This is a genomic window from Kitasatospora sp. SolWspMP-SS2h, from assembly GCF_003259315.1.
Classification (GTDB): Bacteria; Actinomycetota; Actinomycetes; order Streptomycetales; family Streptomycetaceae; genus Kitasatospora; species Kitasatospora fiedleri.
In genome coordinates, this window is the sequence record NZ_QLLT01000008.1 from 250,275 (window position 1) to 273,108 (window position 22,834).

The window sequence follows — 22,834 nt, forward strand, 5'->3', positions numbered from 1 at the left end:
GGGAGCGGGTCTGTCCGTCCCCCGCACCGCCCAACAACCACCTACGGAGCGGTCGTTGGGCGGAACGGCCGGTCGGCACAGGCCGGGGTTCAGGCGACGCAGAGCAGGTGCTCGATGCGGTACGCCTCGTCCTCGTCGCGGTCGACGGAGGCGTCGTGGTCGGCGAGCCAGCGGCGGTTGCGGTGCTCGTTGCCGAGGGCGTGGCGGGTGCGGGCCAGGGCGTTCGCGGCGATGCTCGGGCGGCCCATCTGGACGGCGTGGACCAGTTCGTGAATCAGGACGGTGTGGAGCTGGTCCGGGTCGCGGACGGCGGCAATGTGCAGCAGGACCAGGGCGCCGCCGTCGTGGGTGGGGACGGTCAGGCCCTGGGCGTCGCGGGCGAGGCGGCGGTGCAGGGTGTTGACCAGGGTGGTGCGCCACAGGCTGGCGCTGGCGTCGGCGGCGGCCAGGACGGCGGGGCCGAACTCGGAGGGGTGGGCGAGGCGGACCGTGGTGGGCGGCAGCGTCTCGCGCATGTGGCGCTCGACCGTGCGGGCGGCGTCGGGCAGCAGCCGCGCGACCTTGCGGCGCAGGAAGTACGGTCCTTCAGGGTTCAGAACGACGTTTCCGGTCATGGCAGTTGGTCCTTCGGGTCAGGTGCGGGAGCGGGCGGCGGCGATGTCGAGGGCGCGGTGGACCTGGGCGGCGGTGCGGCCGGGGTGGTCGTTCCACTGGTCGACGGACCGGATGGCGGGGTCCTGGGCGACGAAGTGCTCCATGAGGTGGCGGCGGGCGCGCATCACGGTGTCCCCGGTGCCGTATCCGGCTTCCAGGACGGCGAGTTGGGCTCCGAGGATGCAGCGGCGGCCGCTCTCGTCCCACAGGGCGCCCTGGCACCAGCCGTGGACGGTCAAGTAGCGGGACAGGAGCCGCAGGTGTGTGGCGGTGTCGATCGGGGTCGGCGCGGCGGGTCGGCGCATCAGCCGGTCGGTGAGGGTCGGTTGGGGACGGGTCATGCCGAGGTCCCAGGCGATCGGGGCCTGCCCGAGCGTGCTGACGACGGGTACGGGGATCCGTGCGGCGTGGGGCTGGGCGGCGAGGTAGCGCTCGATCTCGCGGACCAGTTCGGCGCCGTCGGCCACGAACGCGAGGTCAGGCAGGGCAAGTCGGGCGGGGGTGCGGGTGGTGCCGTGCATGGGTGGTTCCTCCGTTCGCGGCGGGCGGCGCAGGGGCGGGTCAGCGGGTGTGGTGGATGAGGTGGCCGAGGAGTTCGGGGCGGTTGGCGGAGCCGAGGTAGCGGCCTTTCGCGGTCCACAGGTGCCACCACTGGCCGGGGTGGGCGGTGCTGGCGGTGTGGGCGACGGTCAGGCGGGAGCGGGTGAAGACGTCGAGCAGGACGTCCTGCTGGGGGTCGGGCTCTGCGGAGGTGTGGGCGGCGGCGGTCACGGCGTGCTCCTTCGGTCAGTGGAGGCCGGGAAGGGCGTGCAGAAGATCGGTGATGGTGCTGTTCACGACCGGGGCGATGCCGGTGGAGGCGACGAAGAAGCCGAACAGCGCGGCGACGGTCGCGCCGCCGGCGCTCACGGCGCGGAAGCGGAGCATCAGGGCGAGGACGATGCCGAACAGCGCGACGGCGGAGATGCTGAAGACCATGAGGTGAACTCCCCTTCCAGGGGGCGACTTTGGGATGGATTGCCCGTTTCGCTGGGCCTGGCGGACCCCTGCCGGGCATGGAAAGTCGCAGGTCAGAGCGGTGCCGACCGCCGCCACCGCCCTGACGGGGGCGTCCTGGCGGAGTGGCAGTGGCGGTGTCTGGCGTCGGTCGGGACGCGGTGCACAGGGCTGTGACCTGCGGCTTTCCGGGGCTGGCGGCGGTGCGGCGGCGGTCGAAACCGGGACAGAACGGGCGTCAGGCGGCCTTGTCCATGGCCTCGGCGGCGGCGCGGAGGTCGGCCAGTGCGTAGCCCATCGGGCGGGAGCCGTCGGGCAGGCTGATGCGGACCTGGTCGACGTCGACGCCGAGGGCGGCCAGTTCGCTCTTGAGGGCTTTTGAGGCGCGGGACTGCCAGGCGTTGGCGGTCTCGCGGTCGGTGCGGGCGTAGCGGTCGGGGGCGATGTCGGCGAGGCGGGCGAGGAGGTCCATGACCGGGATGACGCCGCCTTCGGCGTCGGCTGCGGCGATCATGTGGTCGAGGACGGTGCGGTGGATGACGGTGCCGAGGCCGTCGGGTCCGCCGGCGGCGGCGGAGACGCCGGTGGTGCGGGCCATGGCGGCCTCGATCGGGTCGTCGCAGTGGCCGGGCAGGCACCCGGCGTCGGTGCGCAGGGCGATGCCGCGCTCGATCAGCGGGAGGATCTCCCCGGCGTTCTCGTCGATGAACAGGGAGCGGACCTCGATGACGCCGGTGTCGGGGGTGGTCAGCCAGGCGCGGCCGCGGCTAGTCTTCTCGATCGGGATCTTGGAGGCGTCGTAGCCCTGGCCGACCATGCCGTCGCCGAGGACGACGTTCGAGGCGCCCGGGGATTCGACGCGCATGGCCATGCGGGCGGAGAGGTTGCCGCGCAGGCGCGGGGTGACGATCTCCGCCTCCGGGTACTGCGTGGCCAGCGCGAGGACGATGCCGACGGCGGCGCCGACGGCGGCGATCTGGGCGAGGAGTTCGGTGATCTCCTCCGCGTACTTGCCGGAGGGGCCGTTCTTGGCGGTGTAGGTGGCGAGTTCGTCGATGATGACCAGCTCGATGCCGCCGAGCTTGTCGATCAGCTTCTCGTTCGCCTTCGACAGGCCCGCTTCGACCAGGATCTCGGTGCGGCGGTTCATCTCGCCGACCATCAGCCGCAGGAACTGCACCAGCCGCCTGGGGTTGCGGCGCACGAACGTGGACAGCGCCCGGGCGTGGGGGACGTATTCGCCCGCGCCCTTGCCGTCGAACAGGCGGATCCGGACCCGGGGGTCGAGCATTGCCGCGGCCAGCAGGTTCGCGAGGCCCATGCCCTTGCCGGAGCGGGTCGCGCCGGCGAACAGGAACGAGTAGTCCGAGAGCGTCGGGCGCAGGACGTTGCCGCGCTTGTCGAAGGCGAGGGGGAAGCCGTCGCGCCACGTGTTCACGGACTTGGCGTTCGAGGCGACCAGGGGGTTTCGGCGGGTGGCGAGGAACGGGTCCTGGCCGCAGGCCCAGATCGCCATCCGGCGGCCGTTGGAGCCGACTTGGCGGATGTCGAGGTTGGTGCGGTCGATACCCATCGCGGCGGCGATCTCGTCGGCCTTGTCGCGGGCCTTCTTCACGGTGACGTCGGGGAGGTCGATGACGGCGTGCCAGGCGTTCGGCACGGCCGGGTCGATCGCGCACGGCGTGACCATGGTGAGGCGCTGGGAGTCGCCGATGACCTTCGCGGCCTTGAACGCCCGGTCGAGCATCGACTCGGTCAGCGGGTCGCCGTCCGAAAGGGCCCGGGTGTCGGCGTCCCACACCGTCTCGCGGTCCGGTCGGCGGCCGAGGAACGCCTCCGCGGCGAGCACCGCGCCCAGGCCGAGCCAGAGGCCCGCCGCGCCGAGGGCGACGTAGGCGGCGAGCACGACCGCGGCGGGGATGCCGAAGGCGACCAAGGCGCGCAGGAACCGGATCCGGCGCCGGTTGGACTTCGCCTTCCTGTGTGCGGCGACCGCGGCCACCGCGACCGCGAGGGCGGCCTCGGACTGCTTCTGCGCGAGCGCCCGGTCGCCGGGCAGGAGGGTGAAGCGGGCGCGGCGCGCGAGGTCGCGGGCCTCGCGGGTGGCGATGTGGGCCTGGTGGCCGGCCGCCTGGACGTGCGCGCCCTCGAACCCGGCCGTCCACTGCGCCGAGCGCCGTATCCCGCGCCATGCCTGGGCGCCGTGGCCGCGGTGGGTGCGCTGGCGGGCCAGCCACCTGCGCGCGGCCCGGCGGGCCTGGGTGGAACGGGCGCGGGCCATCGTGCGCCGCCCGTCCTTCGTGCGGATCCACTGCGGCATCAACGGCCGGTCCCCGGCCACGTCCTCACGCAGGCTCGCCGCCACCACCGCCGACACCTCGGCCACCGGGTCCGGGTCGGCGAGGTAGACGGAGTCGTCTCCGGAGGCCGTACCCGGGCGGGTAACCGGCGCGGGGGCGGGCTTGGTGAAGCGGTCAGGGAAGGGCAGCACCGCGGCGTCCTCGGCTCTGTCCTGTTCGGTCGGCTCCGGGCCGCTGTCCCCGGCCTGGGCGTGTTCGTCGTGGTTCACTGAGGGGTCCTTCCTCGCTGTTCAGGTGGGTTGAGGGACTCCGGGGCGGCCGTCGCGCCGGCAAGCAAGAACGGCCGCCCCGGACAGAGGAGTCACGCGCCGGGGGCCTGCGGCATCGGGATGGCGCGGCATTCGGAGGCGTGGGTGTTGGCGGTGTTGCGGGCGTTGGTGCGGGCGGCCGAGCGGGAGCCGTCCCAGCAGCCCATGCACGCCCAGCGGTAGGCGGGCTCGTTGTGGGGGATGCGCTCGTCGGGGACGTAGAACAGGGCGACCATGGCGGAGCCGAGGGTGAGGAACACGGCGTCGGTGCCGACGGGCAGGCCGGTCGACTGGTCGAGCGGGATGCTCATGCTGGACATGCGGGGTTCTCCCTTGTCGGGTCAGGCGGAGACGATGAGGGCGGCGGCGGTCTCGAAGGCGTGGTGCCACGCCTGGTCGAGGGCGTACGCGCCGTTCATGCCGTGGTCGGTCAGGCGCACGAAGTTGGCCTTGCCTGTGGCGTCGGCGAGGCGGCGGAGCGGTTCGCGCCGGTCGGCGATGTAGTGGGTGACCGCCGACAGTGCCAGGCCGGCAGCGAGGGGGCCGGGGCGCAGGCGGACGCCGAGGAGTCGGGATCCGGCGAGCAGGGCGGCGGCCTGGGTGGCGGTGTAGGTGGCGACGTGGGCGGCGCACGCTGCGCGGCCGGCCGTGCTGGACTGGCCTTCGTTGTGGTCGTGCTGGCCCTTCGTCGTGGCCTGGTGGTCGCTCTGCACCCAGTGGTCGGCGACGTCGGCGGCGGCACGGAGCAGGGCGTACGCGGCGGCGAAGCGGGCGGCGCGGGTGTTCACGGTGACGGGCATGGCGGTGTGCTCCTTCAATCTCGTGACGGTGGCGGTGGGTTGGGTGTGCGTCAGCTCGCGGCGGCGGCCCGTGCGGGGCGGGTGCGGGCGGCGAGCGACATGGCGCGGCGGGCGGCCGGGGAGTAGGCGAGGGTGTCGCCGGCGCGGCGCACGGGCGGGGTTCCGCCGTTGTTGCGGCGGCCGTCGGGGCGCTTGGCGGCGGGGGTCTTCGCGGGGCGGGTCATCTGGGATTCAACCTGCACCTTTTCGACCTTTTCGACCTGGTTCGTCCGGTCGTTCGAGGCGGTCCGCACGGCGGCCTTGGCGGCCACCTTCGCGGCGATGGAGTCGGCGGTGTCGCCGAGCGTTGCGCCCTGGGTGTCGTCCCAGGCGCGCTTCCACGTGGCCTCGCTGGGGTACAGCTCGCCCATGGCGGCGGCGAGGGCGACGGTGCGCTCCCACACCTGCGGCCACTGCACCGCGCGGGTCGCGGCCAGCGCCTCCCGCTCGCCCTCCGACCGCTGTTCGGCGGCGAGCTTCTCGGCGGCCTCGGCCGCCGCGTGCTTGGCCTGGGCGCGGCGCTGGCGGCGGCTCACCTTGCCGTCGCGCTTGCGGATGCGGCCGTGCTCGTGCAGGTCCCACACCATCGGCCCGGCCAGTGAGCAGAACGCCCCGCCCAGGCCGGTGCCGAGGCCGAACGCGGTCGAGCCGTGCAGGTAGTTGACCGTCGCGGCGAACAGCGCGACCGCCCCGGCCAGGGCCCGGTAGTGCCAGGACGGGCGGTGGTCGTCGATCGCGGCCTCGGCGCCCTTCAGCAGCGCCCAGGCCAGGCCCTCCAGGACGAGCGGTGCGGCCAGCAGGAACGGGGCGTGTGGGGACCAGAACGCCATCATCTGGAGCGGCAGCGACACGACCACGCAGATCACGGCGATGGCGCGGGCCCAGCTCCGCCACTGGGCGGCGGAGCGCTCCGCCTTCTCGCGGGCGGCCTGCGTCTCGGCCCGCAGGCGGGCCGCTTCGCGCTGGGCGTCGGCGGCTTCCTGGCGGATCCGGTCGGCCTCCGCCTGGCCCTTGGCGATGTCGGCGGCGGCCTTCGCCGCCTTGAGCTGGTTGGCGATGTCCGCCGCCGCCGCGCCGGCCGCGGTCTTCGCGCGCAGGGCCTCGGCCTCGGCGGCTTCCTTCGCGCCCGACTTCGGCGCCGGGCGGGTACGGCCGGTCGGCCGCAGTTCGGTGACGCTCATTCAGTCCCCCTCGGGAGAGATGTCGAAGTCGTTCAGGACGCCGCGAGGCGCACCAGGCGGCGCACCGTGCGCAGGCGGCGAGAGGCCCGGCGGCGCAGGCCCGGCAGGGCGGTGGCGAGCAGCAGCCCGCCCGCAAGGCCGAACGCGGCACTCGGGTGTGCCAGCGCTGCTGCGGCGACGGCGGCCAGCGCGCCGAACAGGATCCGGGCGGCGGCGGGGAACGCCACCGCGAGCAGCAGCAGCGCCAGGCCCAGGCGCTTGGACGCGGTGGTCATGCCGCCACCGCCTTGCGGCCGGTGCGGCGCTTGAGCTGGCGGCGCTCCTCGGCGGTCAGCCCGCCGAAGACGCCGTGCGGCTCGCTGCGGCGCACCGCGAGCGCCAGGCACATTTCCTTGACCGGGCAGCCGGCGCACACCGCCTTCGCACGCCGGGTCGCGAACTCGACCCACTGCGGGTCGAGTTCGTTCTCGTCCGGGTCAGGGGCGGCGTAGAACAGGTCGGGGTTCATGCCCTGGCACGCGGCGCCGTGCAGGTCGCCGTCCGGCGACGGGACGAGCGCGGCGGCGGAGGCGACGGGGTTGGCGCTCAGGTGCGGGCGGGCGGTGCCGCGAAGGCCGCGGCGCACGATCCGGGTCATCACGCGGCCGCCTTCCACACCAGCGTCCGGTTCCGCTCCGCGGTGCGCATCAGCGCACTGGCGTAGCGGGCGGGCTCGGGGGCGAGGTCGCGCAGCACGTCCCGGGCGACGTCCAAGCGCACCACCGTGTCGGCGGCCGTCTCGTCGTCGGCGCCGGTGAACAGCTCCACGTCGATGCCGAAGGCCAACTCGGCGAACTCGGAGGCCGTGACGGCTTCCTGGCCTGCAACAATCAGTCTCACGGGTCCTTCTCCAAGGGTTGAGGGCCCGGCGGGGCGGCTTCTCTCCCGGCCAAGGTCAGGAAGCCGCCCCGCACTTCGGGCAGAAGGGGACCACCGGCCGGCACGGCCCGTGGTCGAGGACTGCGGCCGAATCCCGAAGGGCCGGACCGCAGGTGATCAGTTGCGCGATGGGACCGAGACCGAAGACCCGGTCCGCTGCCGCGCGGCCCCTTTCGAGGGCCGTAGGACGGCAGCGTTGTCAAGGAACAGCGCTTCCCTGGCCGACCCCCGCAGGAGCCGACTTCCGGGCGTATTCGTGCAGCTCAGGGCAGCCCTATAAAGGGCTGGCAGTTCATCGGCCTCGCCGTGCGAGACATGTTGAACATGTCTCTTACGATGACGCTGAACCGACGCATCGTCAAGTCCTTCGTTGATTCGAGTCGGAGACTCCCTGACCGCGTGCCACTAGATTCGCGGTTCGGAGCCTGTCGATCTCCGACGAGACTGGACGACCCCGAACCGGCTTCGTTACGGTCAGGTCGTCCCGCATCGTCCAAGCGCCACCACATCGTCCGGGGGAGGGCGACATGGCCAATGAGCGGCTTCGAGGAGCGATCCTGGCAAGCGGCCTGACGGTCGAACACATCGCAGAACGGCTGGGGGTTAGCACCCGCACGGTCGAGCGGTGGGTCGAGGCCAAGGACCAGCGTCGGCCGTACCGACGCTTCCAGTACGCCCTCGCGAACCTCCTGCAACGTGACCTGTCGGACCTCTGGTCGGACGAGCAAACCACCAGCCAGACGGCCGAGGCCGGCCGCGCCGAGCTGACCAAGCTCTACCCGCACCGTGCCGTAGCGCCGAAGGAGTTGTGGACCTCGCTCTACTCGGGGGCCACCCGGAACTTCGACCTGGTCGTCTACGCGGGCTTCTGGCTCTCCGAGGACCCGCTCTTCTTCCGACTGATCAAGGAGAAGGCGAGCGCGGGCGTCCCCGTTCGGATGATGCTCGGCGACCCCGACTCGCCTCAGGTCGCACAGCGCGGCGAGGAGGAGGGGATCGGCCCGGCCATGGCAGGGAAAATTCGCAACGCGCTGGCCAACTACGCGCCGGTCTTCAACGTCCCGGGAGTCGAGTTCCGGCTGCACTCGACCACGCTCTACAACTCGCTCTACCGGGCCGACGACGAGATGCTCGTCAACGGCCACGTCTTCGGCGTTGGGGCCTTTCTCGCGCCGGTCCTCCACCTATCGCAAGTGCCCGGCGGTGAGCTGTTCAGCACGTACGCCGCGAGCATCGAGCGAATCTGGGAGAGTTCCCGGAGGATCACTTCCCCCCTGTTCGAAGGCGAGGCGGCATGAGCCGGATCGACTACATCAACGACCCCAACGCCCCAGCGGCCAACTCCGTCGTCCCATCGGTCGTGGCCATCGTCCAGGACGACCTCGGGCGAGTGCTCCTGATCCACAAGACGGACAACGGGCTCTGGGCTCTCCCCGGCGGTGGGCACGACATCGGTGAGTTCGTCGCCGACACGGTGGTCCGGGAAGTCCGGGAGGAAACCGGCATCGACGTCGAGGTCGTGACGGTGACGGGACTCTACACCGACCCCGGACACGTCATGAAGTACGACGACGGAGAAGTCCGACAGCAGTTCTCCATCGCCTTCCGGGCGAAGGCGATCGGCGGAACCCTGCGGACGAGCGAGGAATCGAAAGAGGTCCGCTGGATCGACCCAGCGGACCTCTCCGGCCTCGACATCCACCCGTCCATGCGGCTCCGGATCCAACACGCGCTCGACCCGGACCGCGTCCAGCCGTACATCGGTTAGACCGCGGGGCCCGCCAGCTCCAGCCGGTGCTCCACCCGCTGGGCCGCCGCGTGGATTTCCGGCTCTGCCCGCCGGATGAACCTGCCCACGATGCTGTCCGGTCCATACCGACCCACGATCTCCGCGATCCGCGCCGGCGTCGTGGTCGCGGTGCCGTCCGGGGTGGTGGTCATGTCGCAGTAGATCAGCGCGTCGACCAACTCGGGCTTCTCCAGCGGGAACTCAGCCTCCAGCTCCTGGCGCAGCCCCCGCTCCTCGGCCTCCAGCAAGGCACAGGAGTGATGCGCGACGAGCCGGACGACCCGCTCGTCCAGGTGCTCGACGTGGCGAAGGAACCGCGCGCCGTCGAGTGGGTGGAAGCCGGTGTCGGTGATGCGCGGCGAGTAGCCGATGTCGTGCAACACGGCGGCGGATTCGAGCAGTTCCGCGTCTGGCCCGAGGATCGGCGCCAGCAAGCGGGCCCGGCTGGCCACTCCCAGCGAGTGGGCCCAGCGGCGGGGAAGGTCATCGGAGAGCAGGGCTTCGGCGAGGTCGTAGGCCCACATGGTGATGTCCTTTCTAGGAAGTTGGCGGTGCGGTGTTCGTCCCGGGCAACGCACGGATGAAGCGGCCCTTGCCCCGTCGGACCTCCAGCACGCCAGCACCTTCAAGCTGGGCCAAGGCGCGGCGGACCGTACCGCGGGACGCATCGGTCAACTTGCAGAGGTCGCTCTCCGACGGGAACTCGTCGCCAGGCTCTAGCCCTTGCGCGGCAATTACTCCCGAAATCTGGTCATAGACCGTAGGCGGTTCCTCGGCGGCCGCGACCGTCCGGCGAGCACCCTGTCGCGAGCGGATGAGCCCTTCGTCCGCCAGCACCTTGAGAGCGCGCCCGACGGTCGTCCGAGCCACCCCGTACCGGGCCATGAGTTCCGCCTCGGACGGGAGCGTCGTCGGTCCGGAACTCTCGTCGAGTTCGGCGCGCAACGCCTCAGCGATCTGTAGGTACGTACCGCGTGGACTTCGATCACTCACTGGCCGCCCCTTCTCATCCTGCGATCTTCAGCCACGATGAAGGATGCCGCACTGCGGGAGCCTCATCGAGGGCTTGGCCAGTATGGCCGAGAGGCGACGGTGCTCGGACAGTGCCCGAGCCGTAGCAACCCATCTCAGGGGCTGCGGAACCCACATCAGGAACCGACCGGAAGGCCAGTGACTAGGGTCTACTGGCCGGGCTGTCCGGTCATACCACCTGAACTGGGAAAATAGACCGGACAGCTTGCATGGCTTGTCCGGGCCTACGCCTACGCCTAGACCGCTGATAGTTCAGTCACAGGCACCCCACACCGATCGCGTTTATGTTAAGGCGCGCACAGCACGCCAGCGCGCGACACTGCCACTCGCCAAAACGTCCGGATTTCATTCCCATCCCGGGGCGTTCAGGCTGCACATAGAATTGCGAAATAACTATCCGAGGCGCTTGGAATAAGTTCCATCGCTTCATCGCATTGCAGGCCACATGAAAGCGCCCCATCCGTCCTCAATCAAGCAGCCCTTCCCTGTTGAATCCTCTTCCGGGCCAATTCAAATGACCTATTCGGTACGGGCGAGTCCGTGGATACGATTTGGAGATATTCTTCATTTAGGAGTCTTACTCTCTCCACAACTCTTTCCATTTCTTCAGCTTGGGGTATGAGTTGAAGCTCAAGCTTGATTTTGTGTCGCAGCACAGTGTAAGCCCGAGCAGACCCAAGAAAATCTACCGACTTCTTGGCCCCTCCCAGGAATGAAGCAGTAGCAGCCACGGCACCAGCCACTGCTGAAACCGCACCCCATATCGGCCTACTTGCCAGCGCCGACATAAATCCAGAAGTGGCAGATGCGCAGGCAGGCAAGAAGATCATCAGCCTTCCCCAGCGCTCAGATCGCTTTGATGCTTCGAAATACGCCTGCGCGCTATACAGGCAGTTCTCGTGCATATCTTGCAGCTGTGCCTTTAGTAGGTCGCCCTGCTCTTGAGTCAACACTGGAATTACACCTCTCAACAGATCGGAATATTAGGACGATCACTCAAGTACCGGCAAACCCATTTCAGGGATGGCAGGTACTCTTGTACTTCATTAAGGTAATTTCGGGAAATATTTCCCGATTCATAAAGTGCCATCAGAAGGGATCGACGCATCGCAATACTGGGCTCATCCTCAAATTTATGCCGAAGCAGCTGCGCCTCCCCGATCGACGCATCGCGTCCCAGGTATCTAGCCGCAAACTCGCGAGGGAAGTCCTCACGATTCCTGTCGTCGAAAATATTCCAGGCGGCCTCCTTGAGCTGGGCAGTTCGCTCCCCTGAGACCAGGAAGTAGCGTAGGATCCTCTGCTCCAGATAGGGATAACTCGCACTTCCCCCCGAGGTCATAAAGCGCGAGAGTTCCCGCTCTATATCCCCTGCCCGACTCTTGCATGCCCCCAGATACCTGAATAGCTCCTTGGCGACATGTGGCAAGTAGGCAAGGTTATCAAGGCACCAGTTGACGGCATAATCGTCGCCAAACCTGGCAAATCGATTTAGAGCAAACCGAATCTGCGTCTGCTTTACTTTATCCTCCTTGATTGTCTCGTCAAAGAAGGCGCGTACCTCGCCCTGAGCGCCAGGGATTTCCATATGGCAGGCCGCACTCAGCGAAGTCATCCTCGGATCTCGAATCTGCGCCAGGCTCTCAAGGCGGTCCAGAATCGCCGTCTTCTGCGAAGATACAGAAAGCCGTCGAGACCGGAAGATCCGACTAACCTCCCCGAGAATGTCTCTTAGCTCGGTCCAGTCAGAGTGAAATATTCTGATGTCATCAGAATATCTAGCGAAACCCGCGCCTGATCTCCCTAGAAACTCGTCAACCGGAAACAGGTAAAGGTTTGCCAATATCGCGGAAGCATCGGACCCCTGTGGAAGTCCCCAGGCATGGTTAATTCGCTGAAAGGCAGAGAGGAATCGAATCAAATTCTGCGTATCACCCCGCCCGCCGGTGAGGCAGGATAGATCATCAGAGAGAATTCCTACGTCTATGTGCTCATAAAAGGATGAGACATCCAGCGTTGCCATTCTCATCCAGGGACTGCTATTCAGAAATTTTTGCGACACCTTCTGCATTGCATCCCAGAGCTTTGACCAGAATATCGGCTCGCGACGCCCATGATCCCAGCGGTAGCTCAGAACCCGGCCATCCGTATGCCTATCGACAATAGGTGCAATCGAATATATGAGGGCATCATAGATTAGCCTATCTCGCGCCGAAAACCTTGCCAGCGGCCTAAATGTAATCGCGTCTTTTGGGAAATCAACAATCTCGGTATAAGTGGGCAGGCAATCCCCGTCGCGAATTGAAGCGATAAGCGCCTTCTTGTAGCCCTGATCCCACTGGTGTGATATGTCCGCATAGCCAGCCACATCAGGGATGGCCGAAAAATCTTGATTTCCTGCCAGTAGGCGTTTCGCGAGATCCAGCGCATTGGCTGTCACGGCGTCCCCAGCCGACGGCACCACTCGCCCCCCAGCGATCACCCAGCATGATTGTAAGAGGTGGAAGTCTACGTCGCCTCGGCCTGGCTTCCCAAGGCTTAGACGGTCTCAGGCTTGGTCAATCAGCTTTAGGCGCCTGGCGGTTCAGGCAGTTGTGTAGTGCCACCACAGGCGGCACTGCCGCTCGCCCCTGGGCCATCTGTGGGCCGTGCAAGGGTGGTCGATGGCGCTCAACTTTGACGGTTGATAACGAGTTCCCGCAGGTCATCGCTCTTCCCGTTAGCAACGCCGCAGGCCACATCGGCGGTGCGTCACTCCTGGTACTACTGGCACGTCAGTTCCTGCGCAACAGGCGTCAGGAGGGTGAGGCGTCGACTGTCGCCTGAGGCGTGAAAACTCCGGCGGTCGCCTACTGTCACACCTGTCACTCTGTCACTGAAGGGCCGCTGACCTGCCCGAATCGCAGTGACACTGCAGTGACAGCCTCTGCCAGCGGTGTCGCGGTCGATGAGGCTGAAACACCCCTAGCTGGTGGTTCAGTCGCCGCGTGCGGGTGCCCGTCGAGGGGCAATGGCCGACGCGTCTCCGGGGGAATCTCGAGCGGGACAGTCGTGATGGCTGGGATGTGTCCGGGGTGTCCTGCTGTCCGGGCAGCCCATCTGAGCTGGGAGAATAAGCCCGGACAGGGTCGGACAGCGTGCAGAGCCTGTTCGGCCCGGCGCTGCTGGCCGAGACGCTCAATGGTTGAGCTATTGAGCTGGGCTACAGCTCCTGGACCGACAGCGGGAACTCCCTTTCGGGCAGCCACTGGACGTTCTGCTCTGGCGAGAGGGCGTGGGAGATCCACTCCGGCAAACCGAGGCCCGTCTCGTACCACTCGACCCATTGGCGGCATCAAGCGGCAACGTGCCAACCTCCGGCGCGCTGCACCAGGAAGAGCTGGTCGGCATCACGGTGTTCCCCCAGAGCAGCATGCCGCCGGGTGCCGGCAGCAAGGGGTCCGGGATCCACTCGTTGCGGGTGATCGGGGCCCCGAGCTCCTGATGGACGTCCAGGATCGCCCCGGGGTGGTGGATCGCGAGGAAGCCCTCGATCACGAGCCCGCCGTAGGCGTTCAGGAAGTCTCGGGCGTCGCGCGGAACGGCGGTCGACAGCTCGGCTTCGATGTCGCTCCAGGTGGAGTCCGCGTCTGAGCCGAGTGAGCGCGGGTCGCCCAGGATGGAACGAAGGTCGACTAGTGCTGACATTGAGCCCCGTCTCGGAGAGGTATCTGGGCGTCGGCCGAGCGTACAGGGGCGAGCCCGCGCACAATCGCGCCAGGCGGAGTGGGAGGGAAGGGAGGAGCGCCGAGGGGGAGCCGAGATCTCCGATGCGCCGTCAGCGGACCCTTGTCGAGGTCGCCGTGCACACTGGGCAGAGGTCTGGTGGTGCGCTCGGCCTTGTGAAGCAGGCACCCCTCTCTGGGCCGTCTGTGGGCCGTGCGAGGCGGGTCGAAGGCCACCGGCATAGACAAACGCTAACGGCTCTAGAGCTGGCCAAGGCGGGTTGGCCAGGTGGGGCCGCAGCTCGATATGGGGTTCCCTCAGATCCTGCGCAACAAGCGCCAGGAGTGGGAGGAGTACCGCTCCGAGGTCACGCCGTTCGAGCTGCGCAAGGTGCTCCAGGTGCTCTGACCTCCGGTCAGTCGTGTGAACTTGAATCCGTGAAGGCTCTGGACCGGGCGGCGAACCACCTGGCCCAGAGCCTTCACGCTGCAGTACCGGTCCGCCTACTGATCGGCTGCTGCTTCTCCCTGCTGACCGGTGCGGCGCAGCCACTCGTCGTAGCGCCATCTGAGCGCCTCCGGGTGCGGCGAGCGCTCCAGGGCGAGCTTCGGGTGCACGATTCCCATGCTTTCCAGGCTCGGTCCGCCGGGACGTGCTTCAGCGGTCAGAGTGTCGGGGTTGATGGCGAAGAGGTGAGCGTCGAAGGCTCTGTGTAGCGCTGCGTTCATCGGCAGGCCATTGCGGGCATCGGAGGAGCCGCCGTCTGCGTCGCCTCGGAGGTGTGCCGCCTCGATCATCTGAGGGACGCTGATACCTGAGAACGGGCAGCGCGGGCCGTACCGCTGGAACACTTCGAGCTTAAACCGGGCCTGGTCCGGTCGAGTTACCACGGTCCCGCTCCGTCGCTGGCGCCTGTTTCCTTCGAGCTGGAACGGTTGCTCTTCCGAGCGGTCGCGGTCCAGGACCTGCACGGGCGGGGTCTCACCGAAGCTGACCAGAAACAGGTCGCTCTCGTCTTCCCACCCCTCCACCCATGCCAGGTGCACACCGCGGAAGTCCCCGTGCTGGGTGATCACGAACAGGGGGAGCTGGAGTTCGGCAGCTGCCTTCGTGGCGTTGACCTCGGCGAGATCACGGCTCGGTAGTTTGGTGGAGGGGTAGTGGTAGAGAGCTCCGCTCTCGCTCAGGTCATCGGGGTAGTGATGGCCGGTGTGCTTGAGCCCGATCGTCACGCCGTGGGGGTGGATCCTCTGGGTGCGGGCCTTGTCTACCCAGATGCCGCGGTAGTTGCCGTACGCGCCCACTGAGCGAACGGCGTCCGTGGTGACCAATCCCGAGCTGTTCCGCCGCTCTAGCAGGTTCCGCCACACGGCTAGACGCCACTCCCGCTCTTCCTCCACGGTCTCCGTGTGGCTGTTGAGGACCTTGAACCCCATAGCGCGCAGGACGGGATTCGTGGCTGCCTCGCCACCGTGGAACTGAGTGTTCGACAGCGGGCCAGTGGCTTGGTGCTGGTAGCCGTAAGCAACCCCGGCGATTGCCTTGGCGTCGTACAGCAGGTCGGCGTGACTGAGGTAGTACTGCGTAGAAGGGCCGAACCCGTGCTTGGTGCGGAAGGCATGTCCCCCCAGGCTGTCGTACTCCCTGAGGGCCTCCTCCATGGCTGAGGCGCTCGTCAGGTCCTTGATGCTCATGCCCTGTCCCCCTGGGTCTCAACTGGCGACGTGAGCCTAATAACGCGGATCTTCCGAGAATAGTTCGCTAGCGGAAGGTGAGCCCGGTCTCAGTTTCGGAGCGGGCGCTCGCCGGGATCGTGTTGTGCACGGGGGCGGGACGGGGTAACCAGAACCCTGTCGATCGTCATGGGCCGGGAGGGCAGATGGAACTGCGGTTGAGGTACGCGCCGGAGGCGGCGAACGCGGGGCGGTTCGCGGCGGACATCGTGGCGTCGGCGGCGCAGGTCAGCGGGGTGCAGCTGGACTACTCGGTAGGGAGCCTCGCGCTGGTCGACGAGATCATCGAGGACTTCCGGGGCAGCGGCATCGGCAGCGGGCAGGTCGGGGAGACCCTGTTCGCGTTCGGCTGCTACGTCGGCGAGGTGATGGTCCGCCAGGGCGGCGCGGCCTGGCGGGAGGTGGGCGCGGAGGAGGCGCCGGTGTTCGGGTTCCCGCTGGTGGTGCAGCTGCCGAGCGGGCAGGTGTGTAACCCGATCGGCAAGGTGTTCAAGCGGATGGACAACGGGCCGGAGGAGAACCTGCCGTACTTCTACACGGTGTTCGCGCAGCCGTGGCGGCGGGTGTAGCGCGGGCTTGGACGGTTAGATCCCGTTGCCCTCCTGGCGGGGGCGAGTCGTACCCTCGTGCCATGCGGCGAGGAGAGATCACCAGAGAGTCTGTGCTGAAAGCCATCAAGGAGCACGATGACATGGGACGTGAAGACTTCCTGTCCCATCATGGCTTCCACAGAGCGCAGTCTTACATCCTGGTGCACGAGGGCAAGGAATACGACTCGAAGGCCATCGCGGGGGTCGCCCACAAGTGGACGCAGGGCCAGGTGCTGCCTGCGGACGATTTCAGTGGCGGCAAGGACCACGCGGCTGCCTGGCTGAGACAGCTGGGCTTCACGGTCAAGGAGGTCAAGAATCCGGACTGGGTCTGGGACGAGGTGATTCTCGCCTGCGATCTCGTGGCATCGAATGATTGGCACGAACTCGATGCCAACGACCAGAAGGTCCGGGAACTCTCCGACCTGCTCCAACTGCTCCCGTTCCACGGGGAAGAGGCGCGGGGTGAGAAGTTCAGGAACCACAACAGCGTCGCCCGCAAGACCGCTGACATCGCGACCAGGCACCCCGACTACAAGGGGAAGGCGACCAAGGGCGGCGAGACCGACCGGAAGGTACTGCGTGAGTTCCTCGACCGCCCGGAGGAGATGGCGGAGGCGGCACGGCTCATTCGGGCGCAGTTGGCAATGGGGGAGGCCCTGACCGGGACATCAGCGGACACGGAGGAGGACGAGGAGTACGAGGCGCCCGAGGGGCGGTTGCTCATGCGTCGGCACCGGGCGAGGGAGCGGGACCGGAAGCTCCGGAAGAAGAAGATCGAATCGGTGCTGCGGAAGGGGGGACCCTGGCCTGCGAGGTCTGCGGGTTCGATTACGAGGCGGTGTACGGGGAGCGCGGCGCGGGCTACGTCGAGTGCCACCACGTGGTGCCCCTGCACGTGGCGGGTGAGGGGACGACGAAGCTCGCGGACCTCGCGCTGATCTGCGCCAACTGCCATCGGATGATCCACCGGAAGGCTCCGTGGCCCACGCCGGCCGAGCTGCGGGAGACCGTCGTCGGGCAGCGGCGGGGTGCGGGGCCGGTCTGCTGAGGCGGGCGGTGCGCAGGTCGCCGTTCCGCCGGTGAGGGACGGCGGGGTAGTTGCGGAACTGCCCTGCTGCGCACGAGCGTTGCCCCGCGGCGGCTCGGCCTACCGCTGTCGCGCCGCGGACGGCGCTTCGGGGGCCCGGCGTCCGGTCGATCCGTCGGCGGGACGGGGGCGGGGGCGCGGCAGGCGGGTGGAGGAGGGCGGGGTCGGGCGGTCGCGGAGGAGGCGTTCCAGGGGGTGTTCGACCCAGTGGTGGAGGGTGGCGGCGAGGGTGAGGGAGGTGGTGAGGAGGAGGAGCCAGGTGGTGGCGGTGGGGAGGCCCGGGGCGGGGTGGCCGTAGTGGTGGAGCCAGGGGCGGAAGGTGATTTCGTGGATCAGGTACCAGGCGAAGGACCAGTCGCCGAGCAGGGTCCAGGGGCGGCGGGTGAGCGGGCCGCCGGGGCGGTGGAGGTCGGCTTGGGCGGCGGCGGTGATCAGGGCGGCGAACAGCGGGGCGGAGAGGAGTTGGGAGGCGATGTAGGGGCTGTGCCAGGCCGGGTCGGGGACGGCGTGGTGCCAGGGGACCAGGGCGAGGTGGAAGGCCGCGACCGCGAGGGCGGTGGGGAGGAGCGGCAGGGCGGGCAGCCGGCCGTGGCGGAGGGCCAGGGCGAGGGCGACGCCGAGCAGGAACTGCGGGGTGCGGCTGAGCGGCAGGTAGTCCAGCAGCCAGCTGCGCAGGGACGGGTCGGTGACGGCGGAGCCGGCCAGCCAGAGCAGGGGGCCGCTCGCGCAGCACAGCGCGGCGGTGCGCAGCCCCGGGCGCAGGCGCAGCAGGAGGGGGAGGAGCAGGTAGAACCAGCCCTCGTCACCGAGTGACCAGCCGGCCGGGTTGCCGCCCATCACGGTGGCGCGGTCCCACGGGTGCAGCAGCGGGAGCGACCACAGGGCGGCGGTCACCGGCACGGCCGCTCCGACCGCGGCGAAGACCGCCAGCGAGGCGCCGGTGGTGAGCGCGTGCAGCGGCCAGATCCGGGCCAGTCGGCGGCGGTAGAAGCGGTGGGCGGGGACGGGGGAGTCGGCGTACGTCCAGGCGAGCACGAAGCCGGAGAGCACGAAGAAGAACGTCACGCCCGAACGCCCGTACCAGGCCAGCGGGCTGAGCACCGGGAGGGCGCCGACCTGGCGGGAGAGGTGGTAGCAGACCACCAGCAGCGCGGCGAGGAAGCGCAGCCCGGTGAGCGAGGGCAGCCGGGCGGGGAGGGAGGAGGGGAGAGGGGGAGGGGAAGGGCGGGAGGAAGGGGGAGGGGAGGGGCGGAGGAAGGGTGTCACCCCGTGGCCAACGAGCCGGGTGGCGGGGGTGTCACGGGCGGGCGAGGGGGGACGGGGCCCAGGCGGCGGTGCGTCACGGGGAGCGTGCGGGGCGGGTGGGAACGTACCCTTCGGGCAGGGGCGGGGAGCGGGCCCCGGACGGGGCGCGGGCCCCTCGGGCAGGGATTTCGGGCGTGGGAGGCGGGAGCGCGGTGGAGGAACGGGCCGGGAGCCGGGTCAGCCGGCTGGAGACCCGACTGGTGCGGCGGGGGTTCTCCGACCCCGACCAGGCGGTGCGGCTGCTGGACGAACCGGCGCTGCACGGCCTCGCCGCCGACCCGGTGCTGCTGGACGCGCTGGGCGCCGCCGCCGACCCGGACCAGGCGCTGTTCGGCCTGGCCCGGCTGCTGGAGGCGCTCGACCCGCACGAGCGGCACACCCTGCGCGACACCCTGACCACCTCCAAGCCGCTGCGCGACCGGCTGCTCGGCGTCCTGGGCGCCTCCACCGCGCTCGCCGACCACCTGGCCCGGCACCCCCGGGACTGGCACGCCCTGGTCTCCTTCGAGCTGCGCGACATCCACCCCGGACGCGGCGACTTCCTCGGCGAGCTCACCCGCCGGGTCCGCTCCGAGCCGGACGCCGACCGGGCCGACGCGCTGCGCGCCGCCTACCGGCGCTGCCTGCTCGCGATCGCCGCCCGCGACCTGTCCGGCACCACCGACCTGCCGCAGACCGCCGCCGAACTCGCCGACCTGGCCGGCGCCACCCTGCAGACCGCCCTGGACCTCGCCGCCGAGCAGGACCCGGACGCGTCCGCCGCCTGCCGGCTGGCCGTCATCGGCATGGGCAAGTGCGGCGGCCGGGAGCTCAACTACGTCTCCGACGTGGACGTGATCTTCGTCGCCGAGGCCCGCGAGGGCGTCGAGGAGCAGACCGCGACCCGGGCCGCCACCCGGCTCGCCGCGCACGCCATGCGGCTGTGCTCCGACACCACCGGCGAGGGCACCATCTGGCCGGTCGACGCCAACCTGCGCCCCGAGGGCCGCAACGGCCCGCTGGTGCGCACCCTGGCCAGCCACCTCGCCTACTACCAGCGCTGGGCCAAGACCTGGGAGTTCCAGGCCCTGCTGAAGGCCCGCCCGATCGCCGGCGACGCCGAGCTCGGCCGCGCCTACGCCGAGGCCATCGCCCCGCTGGTGTGGCAGGCCGCCGCCCGGGAGAACTTCGTCGCCGACGTGCAGCAGATGCGCCGCCGGGTGGTCGACGCGATCCCGGCCGGCGAACTCGACCGGCAGCTGAAACTCGGCCCCGGCGGCCTGCGCGACGTCGAGTTCGCCGTCCAGCTGCTGCAACTCGTGCACGGCCGCACCGACGAGTCGCTGCGCAGCGGCAACACCCTGGAGGCACTGGCCGCGCTCAGTGACGGCGGCTACGTCGGCCGGGCCGACGCCGCCTCGCTGGACGCCGCCTACCGCTTCCTGCGCGCCCTCGAACACCGCATCCAGTTGCAGCGGCTGCGCCGCACCCACCTGATGCCCACCGACCCGGCCGACCTGCGCCGGCTGGCCCGCACCATGGCCCCGCAGCTCGGCGGGGACGCCAAGGGCGACCCGGTGGCCGCCCTCCAGCGGGAGTGGAAGCGGCACGCGGTGGAGGTGCGGCGGCTGCACGAGCGGCTGTTCTACCGGCCGCTGCTGGACGCGGTCGCCGAGCTGCCGGTCGCCGAACTGCGGGTCACCGGCTCCGGCGCGGCCGGGCTCAGCACCGAGGCCGCCAAGCAGCGGCTGGCCGCCCTGGGCTACGCCGACCCGGCCGCCGCGCTGCGGCACATCTCGGCGCTCGCCTCCGGGGTCAGCCGCAAGGCCGCCATCCAGCGCACCCTGCTGCCGGTGCTGCTCGGCTGGTTCGCCGACTCCGCCGACCCCGACGCCGGGCTGCTCAACTTCCGCCAGGTCTCCGACGCGCTCGGCCGCACCCCCTGGTACCTGCGGCTGCTGCGCGACGAGGGCGCCGCCGCCGAACAGCTCGCCCGGGTGCTGTCCGCCGGCCGGCTCGCCCCCGACCTGCTGCTGCGCGCCCCCGAGGCGGTCGCCATGCTGGGCGACGCGGGCGGCCTGCTGCCGCGCGGCCGGGCCGCCCTGGAGGCGGAGGTGCTGGCCGCCGTCGGCCGGGCCGGGACCCCGGCCGCCGCCGTCTCCGCCGTCCGGGCCGTCCGGCGCCGCGAGCTGTTCCGGACCGCCGCCGCCGACGTGCTGGGCCGGCTCGACGGGGACCCGGCCCGCGCCCTGGACCTCACCGGCGAGGCGCTCACCGCGATCACCGCCGCCACCCTCCAGGGCGCGCTGCGGGCCGCCGCCGACGGCTGGGCGGCCCGCAACGGCGAACTGCCCGTCCGGATCGCGATCGTCGCGATGGGCCGGTTCGGCGGCCACGAACTCGGCTACGGCTCGGACGCGGACGTCCTCTTCGTCCACGAACCGCAGCCCGGCGCCGGCGACGAGGAGGCCGCCCGGGCCGCCCGCGAGGTGATCGGCGAACTGCGCACCCTGCTGGCCGCCCCGTCCGTCGAACCCCCGCTGCTGGTCGACGCCGACCTGCGCCCCGAGGGCCGCAACGGGCCGCTGACCCGCACCCTGGCCTCCTACGCCGCCTACTACGCGCGCTGGTCGCACGCCTGGGAGAGCCAGGCGCTGCTGCGGGCCGAGCCGATGGCCGGGGACGCCGGGCTCGGCGCGCGCTTCCGGGAGCTGGTCGACCCGCTGCGCTACCCCGCGGCGGGCGTCCCGGACCGGGACCTGGTGGAGATCCGCCGGATCAAGGCCCGGATCGAGACCGAGCGGCTGCCGCGCGGCGCCGACCCCACCACCCACACCAAGATCGGCCGCGGCGGGCTGGCGGACGTCGAGTGGACGGTGCAGCTGCTCCAGCTCCGGCACGGCCACGCGGTGCCGGAGCTGCGCACCACCCGGACCAGGGCGGCGCTGGCCGCCGCCGCCGGGGCGGGCCTGGTCGACCGGGAGGACGCGCAGGTGCTGGACGCCGCCTGGGTGCTGGCCTCCCGGGTCCGGGCCGCGGTCATGCTGGTGCGCGGCCGGGCCGGGGACGGCTTCCCCGGGGACGCCCGGGAGCTGGCGGGCGTGGCCCGCTACCTCGGCTACGGGGTGGGGCACTCGGGGGAGCTGGTGGACGAGTACCGGCGGACGACGCGGCGGGCCCGCCGGGTGGTGGAGCGGCTGTTCTACGGCGGGGAGTAGGGGGCGGGGAGTAGGGCCCGCCCGCGCCCCCGAGTCCCGCGCCCCCGGTCCCGGATCTCCGGGCGGGGGCGCGGTGCTACGCGTCGACCTTGGTGTCCCACTGGGCCGGGACGGTCAGTTCCCGGTCGGCCGGCCCGCCGGTGCGGCGGGGGAGGCGGTAGACCCAGGTGTGGTAGAGCAGGCGGGCGGCCAGGAAGCCGACGGCCAGGCAGACCAGGCCGCCGATCGCGTCCAGCCAGAAGTGGTTGGCGGTGGAGACGATCACGCTGAGGGTGACCACGGGGTAGGCCAGGCCGAGGGCGCGGACCCAGCTGCGGCGGGCCAGGAAGAAGATGGTCAGGCCGCACCAGGTGGACCAGCCGATGTGCATGGAGGGCATCGCGGCGAACTGGTTGGAGACCGTCGCCCCGGCGCCGGAGGCCAGCGAGCCCCAGGTGTGGTGGACGCTGACGGTGTCGACGAAGCCGCCGCCGGCCATCAGCCGGGGCGGGGCCAGCGGGAAGCAGTAGAAGCCGACCAGCGCGATGCCGGTGGTGACGAACAGCACCGTCCGGGAGGCCGCGTAGCGGCCGGGGTGGGCGCGGTAGAGCCAGACCAGCACGCCGATGGTGACGATGAAGTGCAGGGTGGCGTAGTAGTAGTTCATCCCGACGATGAGCCAGGTCACCGAGTTCACGCCGTGGTTGACGGAGCGCTCGACGGCGATGCCGAGGGTGTGCTCCAGGTGCCAGACCCAGGTGGCGTGCTTCTGGGCGATCTCGGCCTGCTCGGGGACGGCGTTGCGGACCAGCGAGTACAGCCAGTAACTGAGGCCGATCAGGGCGAGTTCGAAGAGCAGGCGCGGACGGCGCGGGGTGCGGCGCTGCTCGCGCAGGCGGTTGCGGACGGCGGCGGTCGGCGACTGGGCGACGCGGGTGGCTCCGCCGGGCGTACGGGCGGTGTGGGCCGCGCCCGGGTCGGAACCGTCGTGCGTGGTCCGGTCGGCGCGTTCGGCGCCGGCTGTGTGGATCTCGGTCGGTTCCCCCATGGACGAGAAGTCTGCCAGACGGGCTGTGGCCGCCCGCTCATCCTCTGGTTGGGGATTCTTCACCGACTGTCCCCCTACGGGGGTAGGGGTCGATCGGTTGTCGAGGCGCATGCCGTCCATTGTGGCGCGCGGGTTACGAGGGGTCGAACCGGGGTCTGGTTCGGACACGG

At 69.9% G+C, this 22,834-nt stretch carries 24 protein-coding genes and 1 pseudogene; 7 read left to right on the top strand and 18 right to left on the bottom strand.

The features are described 5' to 3' along the window. Window positions 1-89 precede the first annotated feature (89 nt). From K353_RS12420 to K353_RS12470, 11 genes are all read right to left on the bottom strand, one after another. Window positions 90-614, bottom strand: coding sequence for a hypothetical protein (locus tag K353_RS12420; protein WP_111553633.1), 525 nt, complete (start codon window positions 612-614; stop codon window positions 90-92). Window positions 615-632: 18 nt separating this feature from the next. Next, window positions 633-1,175: a hypothetical protein gene (locus K353_RS12425; protein WP_111553634.1), complete on the bottom strand. Its 543-nt coding sequence runs from the start codon at window positions 1,173-1,175 to the stop codon at window positions 633-635. Between the two features lie 40 nt (window positions 1,176-1,215). Next, window positions 1,216-1,425: a hypothetical protein gene (locus K353_RS12430; RefSeq protein ID WP_111553635.1), complete on the bottom strand. Its 210-nt coding sequence runs from the start codon at window positions 1,423-1,425 to the stop codon at window positions 1,216-1,218. Window positions 1,426-1,440: 15 nt separating this feature from the next. Continuing rightward, entirely contained in the window at window positions 1,441-1,632 is a 192-nt protein-coding gene (locus tag K353_RS12435; RefSeq protein ID WP_111553636.1) for a hypothetical protein, read from the bottom strand. Window positions 1,633-1,888: 256 nt separating this feature from the next. Beyond that, the gene (locus K353_RS12440; RefSeq protein WP_111553637.1) at window positions 1,889-4,219 is read right to left on the bottom strand and encodes an FtsK/SpoIIIE domain-containing protein; all 2,331 of its coding nucleotides are present in this window, start codon (window positions 4,217-4,219) and stop codon (window positions 1,889-1,891) included. A gap of 92 nt (window positions 4,220-4,311) precedes the next feature. Continuing rightward, window positions 4,312-4,578 carry a hypothetical protein gene (locus K353_RS12445; RefSeq protein WP_111553638.1) on the bottom strand — a complete coding sequence of 89 codons (267 nt, stop codon included), beginning with the start codon at window positions 4,576-4,578 and terminating at the stop codon, window positions 4,312-4,314. Window positions 4,579-4,599: 21 nt separating this feature from the next. Next, entirely contained in the window at window positions 4,600-5,058 is a 459-nt protein-coding gene (locus tag K353_RS12450; protein WP_111553639.1) for a transcriptional regulator, read from the bottom strand. A 50-nt stretch (window positions 5,059-5,108) separates the two neighbouring features. Beyond that, window positions 5,109-6,278 carry a hypothetical protein gene (locus K353_RS12455; RefSeq protein ID WP_111553640.1) on the bottom strand — a complete coding sequence of 390 codons (1,170 nt, stop codon included), beginning with the start codon at window positions 6,276-6,278 and terminating at the stop codon, window positions 5,109-5,111. Between the two features lie 32 nt (window positions 6,279-6,310). Next, window positions 6,311-6,553 carry a hypothetical protein gene (locus K353_RS12460; protein ID WP_111553641.1) on the bottom strand — a complete coding sequence of 81 codons (243 nt, stop codon included), beginning with the start codon at window positions 6,551-6,553 and terminating at the stop codon, window positions 6,311-6,313. Then, window positions 6,550-6,915, bottom strand: coding sequence for a WhiB family transcriptional regulator (locus tag K353_RS36515; protein ID WP_111553675.1), 366 nt, complete (start codon window positions 6,913-6,915; stop codon window positions 6,550-6,552). Before K353_RS36515 ends, K353_RS12460 begins: the two co-directional genes overlap by 4 nt. Then, window positions 6,915-7,157, bottom strand: a complete 243-nt coding sequence (locus tag K353_RS12470) for a hypothetical protein (RefSeq protein ID WP_146616453.1) — start codon at window positions 7,155-7,157, stop codon at window positions 6,915-6,917. Before K353_RS12470 ends, K353_RS36515 begins: the two co-directional genes overlap by 1 nt. Before the next feature lie 566 nt (window positions 7,158-7,723). Here K353_RS12470 and K353_RS12475 point away from each other — a divergent pair. Further along, complete coding sequence (locus K353_RS12475) at window positions 7,724-8,494, top strand: helix-turn-helix domain-containing protein (RefSeq protein ID WP_111553643.1); 771 nt, start codon at window positions 7,724-7,726, stop codon at window positions 8,492-8,494. Next, window positions 8,491-8,964: an NUDIX hydrolase gene (locus K353_RS12480; RefSeq protein WP_111553644.1), complete on the top strand. Its 474-nt coding sequence runs from the start codon at window positions 8,491-8,493 to the stop codon at window positions 8,962-8,964. The genes K353_RS12475 and K353_RS12480 overlap by 4 nt, the downstream gene beginning before the upstream one ends. Here the strand turns inward: K353_RS12480 and K353_RS12485 are convergent. The 4 genes from K353_RS12485 to K353_RS12500 all read right to left on the bottom strand — a co-directional run bounded on the left by K353_RS12485 (window position 8,961) and on the right by K353_RS12500 (window position 12,499). After that, on the bottom strand, window positions 8,961-9,509 hold the full coding sequence (locus tag K353_RS12485) for an HD domain-containing protein (RefSeq protein ID WP_111553645.1): 549 nt from the start codon (window positions 9,507-9,509) through the stop codon (window positions 8,961-8,963). The two genes, K353_RS12480 and K353_RS12485, sit on opposite strands and share 4 nt — an antisense overlap. 13 nt (window positions 9,510-9,522) lie before the next feature. Next, window positions 9,523-9,978 (bottom strand): GntR family transcriptional regulator, encoded by a 456-nt coding sequence (locus K353_RS12490; RefSeq protein WP_111553646.1) that lies wholly within the window; start codon window positions 9,976-9,978, stop codon window positions 9,523-9,525. Window positions 9,979-10,487: 509 nt separating this feature from the next. Further along, window positions 10,488-10,922 carry a hypothetical protein gene (locus tag K353_RS37160; RefSeq protein WP_370447593.1) on the bottom strand — a complete coding sequence of 145 codons (435 nt, stop codon included), beginning with the start codon at window positions 10,920-10,922 and terminating at the stop codon, window positions 10,488-10,490. Window positions 10,923-10,984: 62 nt separating this feature from the next. After that, window positions 10,985-12,499: an RNA-directed DNA polymerase gene (locus K353_RS12500; RefSeq protein WP_111553648.1), complete on the bottom strand. Its 1,515-nt coding sequence runs from the start codon at window positions 12,497-12,499 to the stop codon at window positions 10,985-10,987. Window positions 12,500-14,034: 1,535 nt separating this feature from the next. Here K353_RS12500 and K353_RS12505 point away from each other — a divergent pair. Then, window positions 14,035-14,130, top strand: a pseudogene (locus tag K353_RS12505) (glutamine synthetase); the annotation flags it as partial. Between the two features lie 95 nt (window positions 14,131-14,225). On the opposite strand, the gene K353_RS12510 reads toward K353_RS12505, so the two are convergent. Beyond that, entirely contained in the window at window positions 14,226-15,416 is a 1,191-nt protein-coding gene (locus tag K353_RS12510; protein ID WP_111553650.1) for an HNH endonuclease, read from the bottom strand. 185 nt (window positions 15,417-15,601) lie between these two features. Between K353_RS12510 and K353_RS12515 the strand changes: the two genes are divergently transcribed. The 3 genes from K353_RS12515 (at window position 15,602) to K353_RS35530 (ending at window position 17,096) form a co-directional block, all read left to right on the top strand. Beyond that, window positions 15,602-16,024, top strand: coding sequence for a hypothetical protein (locus tag K353_RS12515; protein ID WP_111553651.1), 423 nt, complete (start codon window positions 15,602-15,604; stop codon window positions 16,022-16,024). Between the two features lie 62 nt (window positions 16,025-16,086). Further along, window positions 16,087-16,986 carry an HNH endonuclease gene (locus K353_RS12520; protein ID WP_233533531.1) on the top strand — a complete coding sequence of 300 codons (900 nt, stop codon included), beginning with the start codon at window positions 16,087-16,089 and terminating at the stop codon, window positions 16,984-16,986. Next, entirely contained in the window at window positions 16,887-17,096 is a 210-nt protein-coding gene (locus tag K353_RS35530) for an HNH endonuclease (RefSeq protein ID WP_233533532.1), read from the top strand. Before K353_RS12520 ends, K353_RS35530 begins: the two co-directional genes overlap by 100 nt. A gap of 99 nt (window positions 17,097-17,195) precedes the next feature. On the opposite strand, the gene K353_RS12525 is transcribed toward K353_RS35530, so the two are convergent. After that, window positions 17,196-18,401, bottom strand: coding sequence for an acyltransferase (locus K353_RS12525; protein WP_158585396.1), 1,206 nt, complete (start codon window positions 18,399-18,401; stop codon window positions 17,196-17,198). 173 nt (window positions 18,402-18,574) lie between these two features. Here K353_RS12525 and K353_RS12530 point away from each other — a divergent pair, with 173 nt between their 5' ends. Beyond that, window positions 18,575-21,637 (top strand): bifunctional [glutamine synthetase] adenylyltransferase/[glutamine synthetase]-adenylyl-L-tyrosine phosphorylase, encoded by a 3,063-nt coding sequence (locus K353_RS12530; RefSeq protein WP_233533533.1) that lies wholly within the window; start codon window positions 18,575-18,577, stop codon window positions 21,635-21,637. Window positions 21,638-21,713: 76 nt separating this feature from the next. Here K353_RS12530 and K353_RS12535 read toward each other — a convergent pair whose 3' ends face one another. Next, window positions 21,714-22,664 (bottom strand): phosphatase PAP2 family protein, encoded by a 951-nt coding sequence (locus tag K353_RS12535; protein ID WP_111553653.1) that lies wholly within the window; start codon window positions 22,662-22,664, stop codon window positions 21,714-21,716. Between the last annotated feature and the right edge of the window lie 170 nt (window positions 22,665-22,834).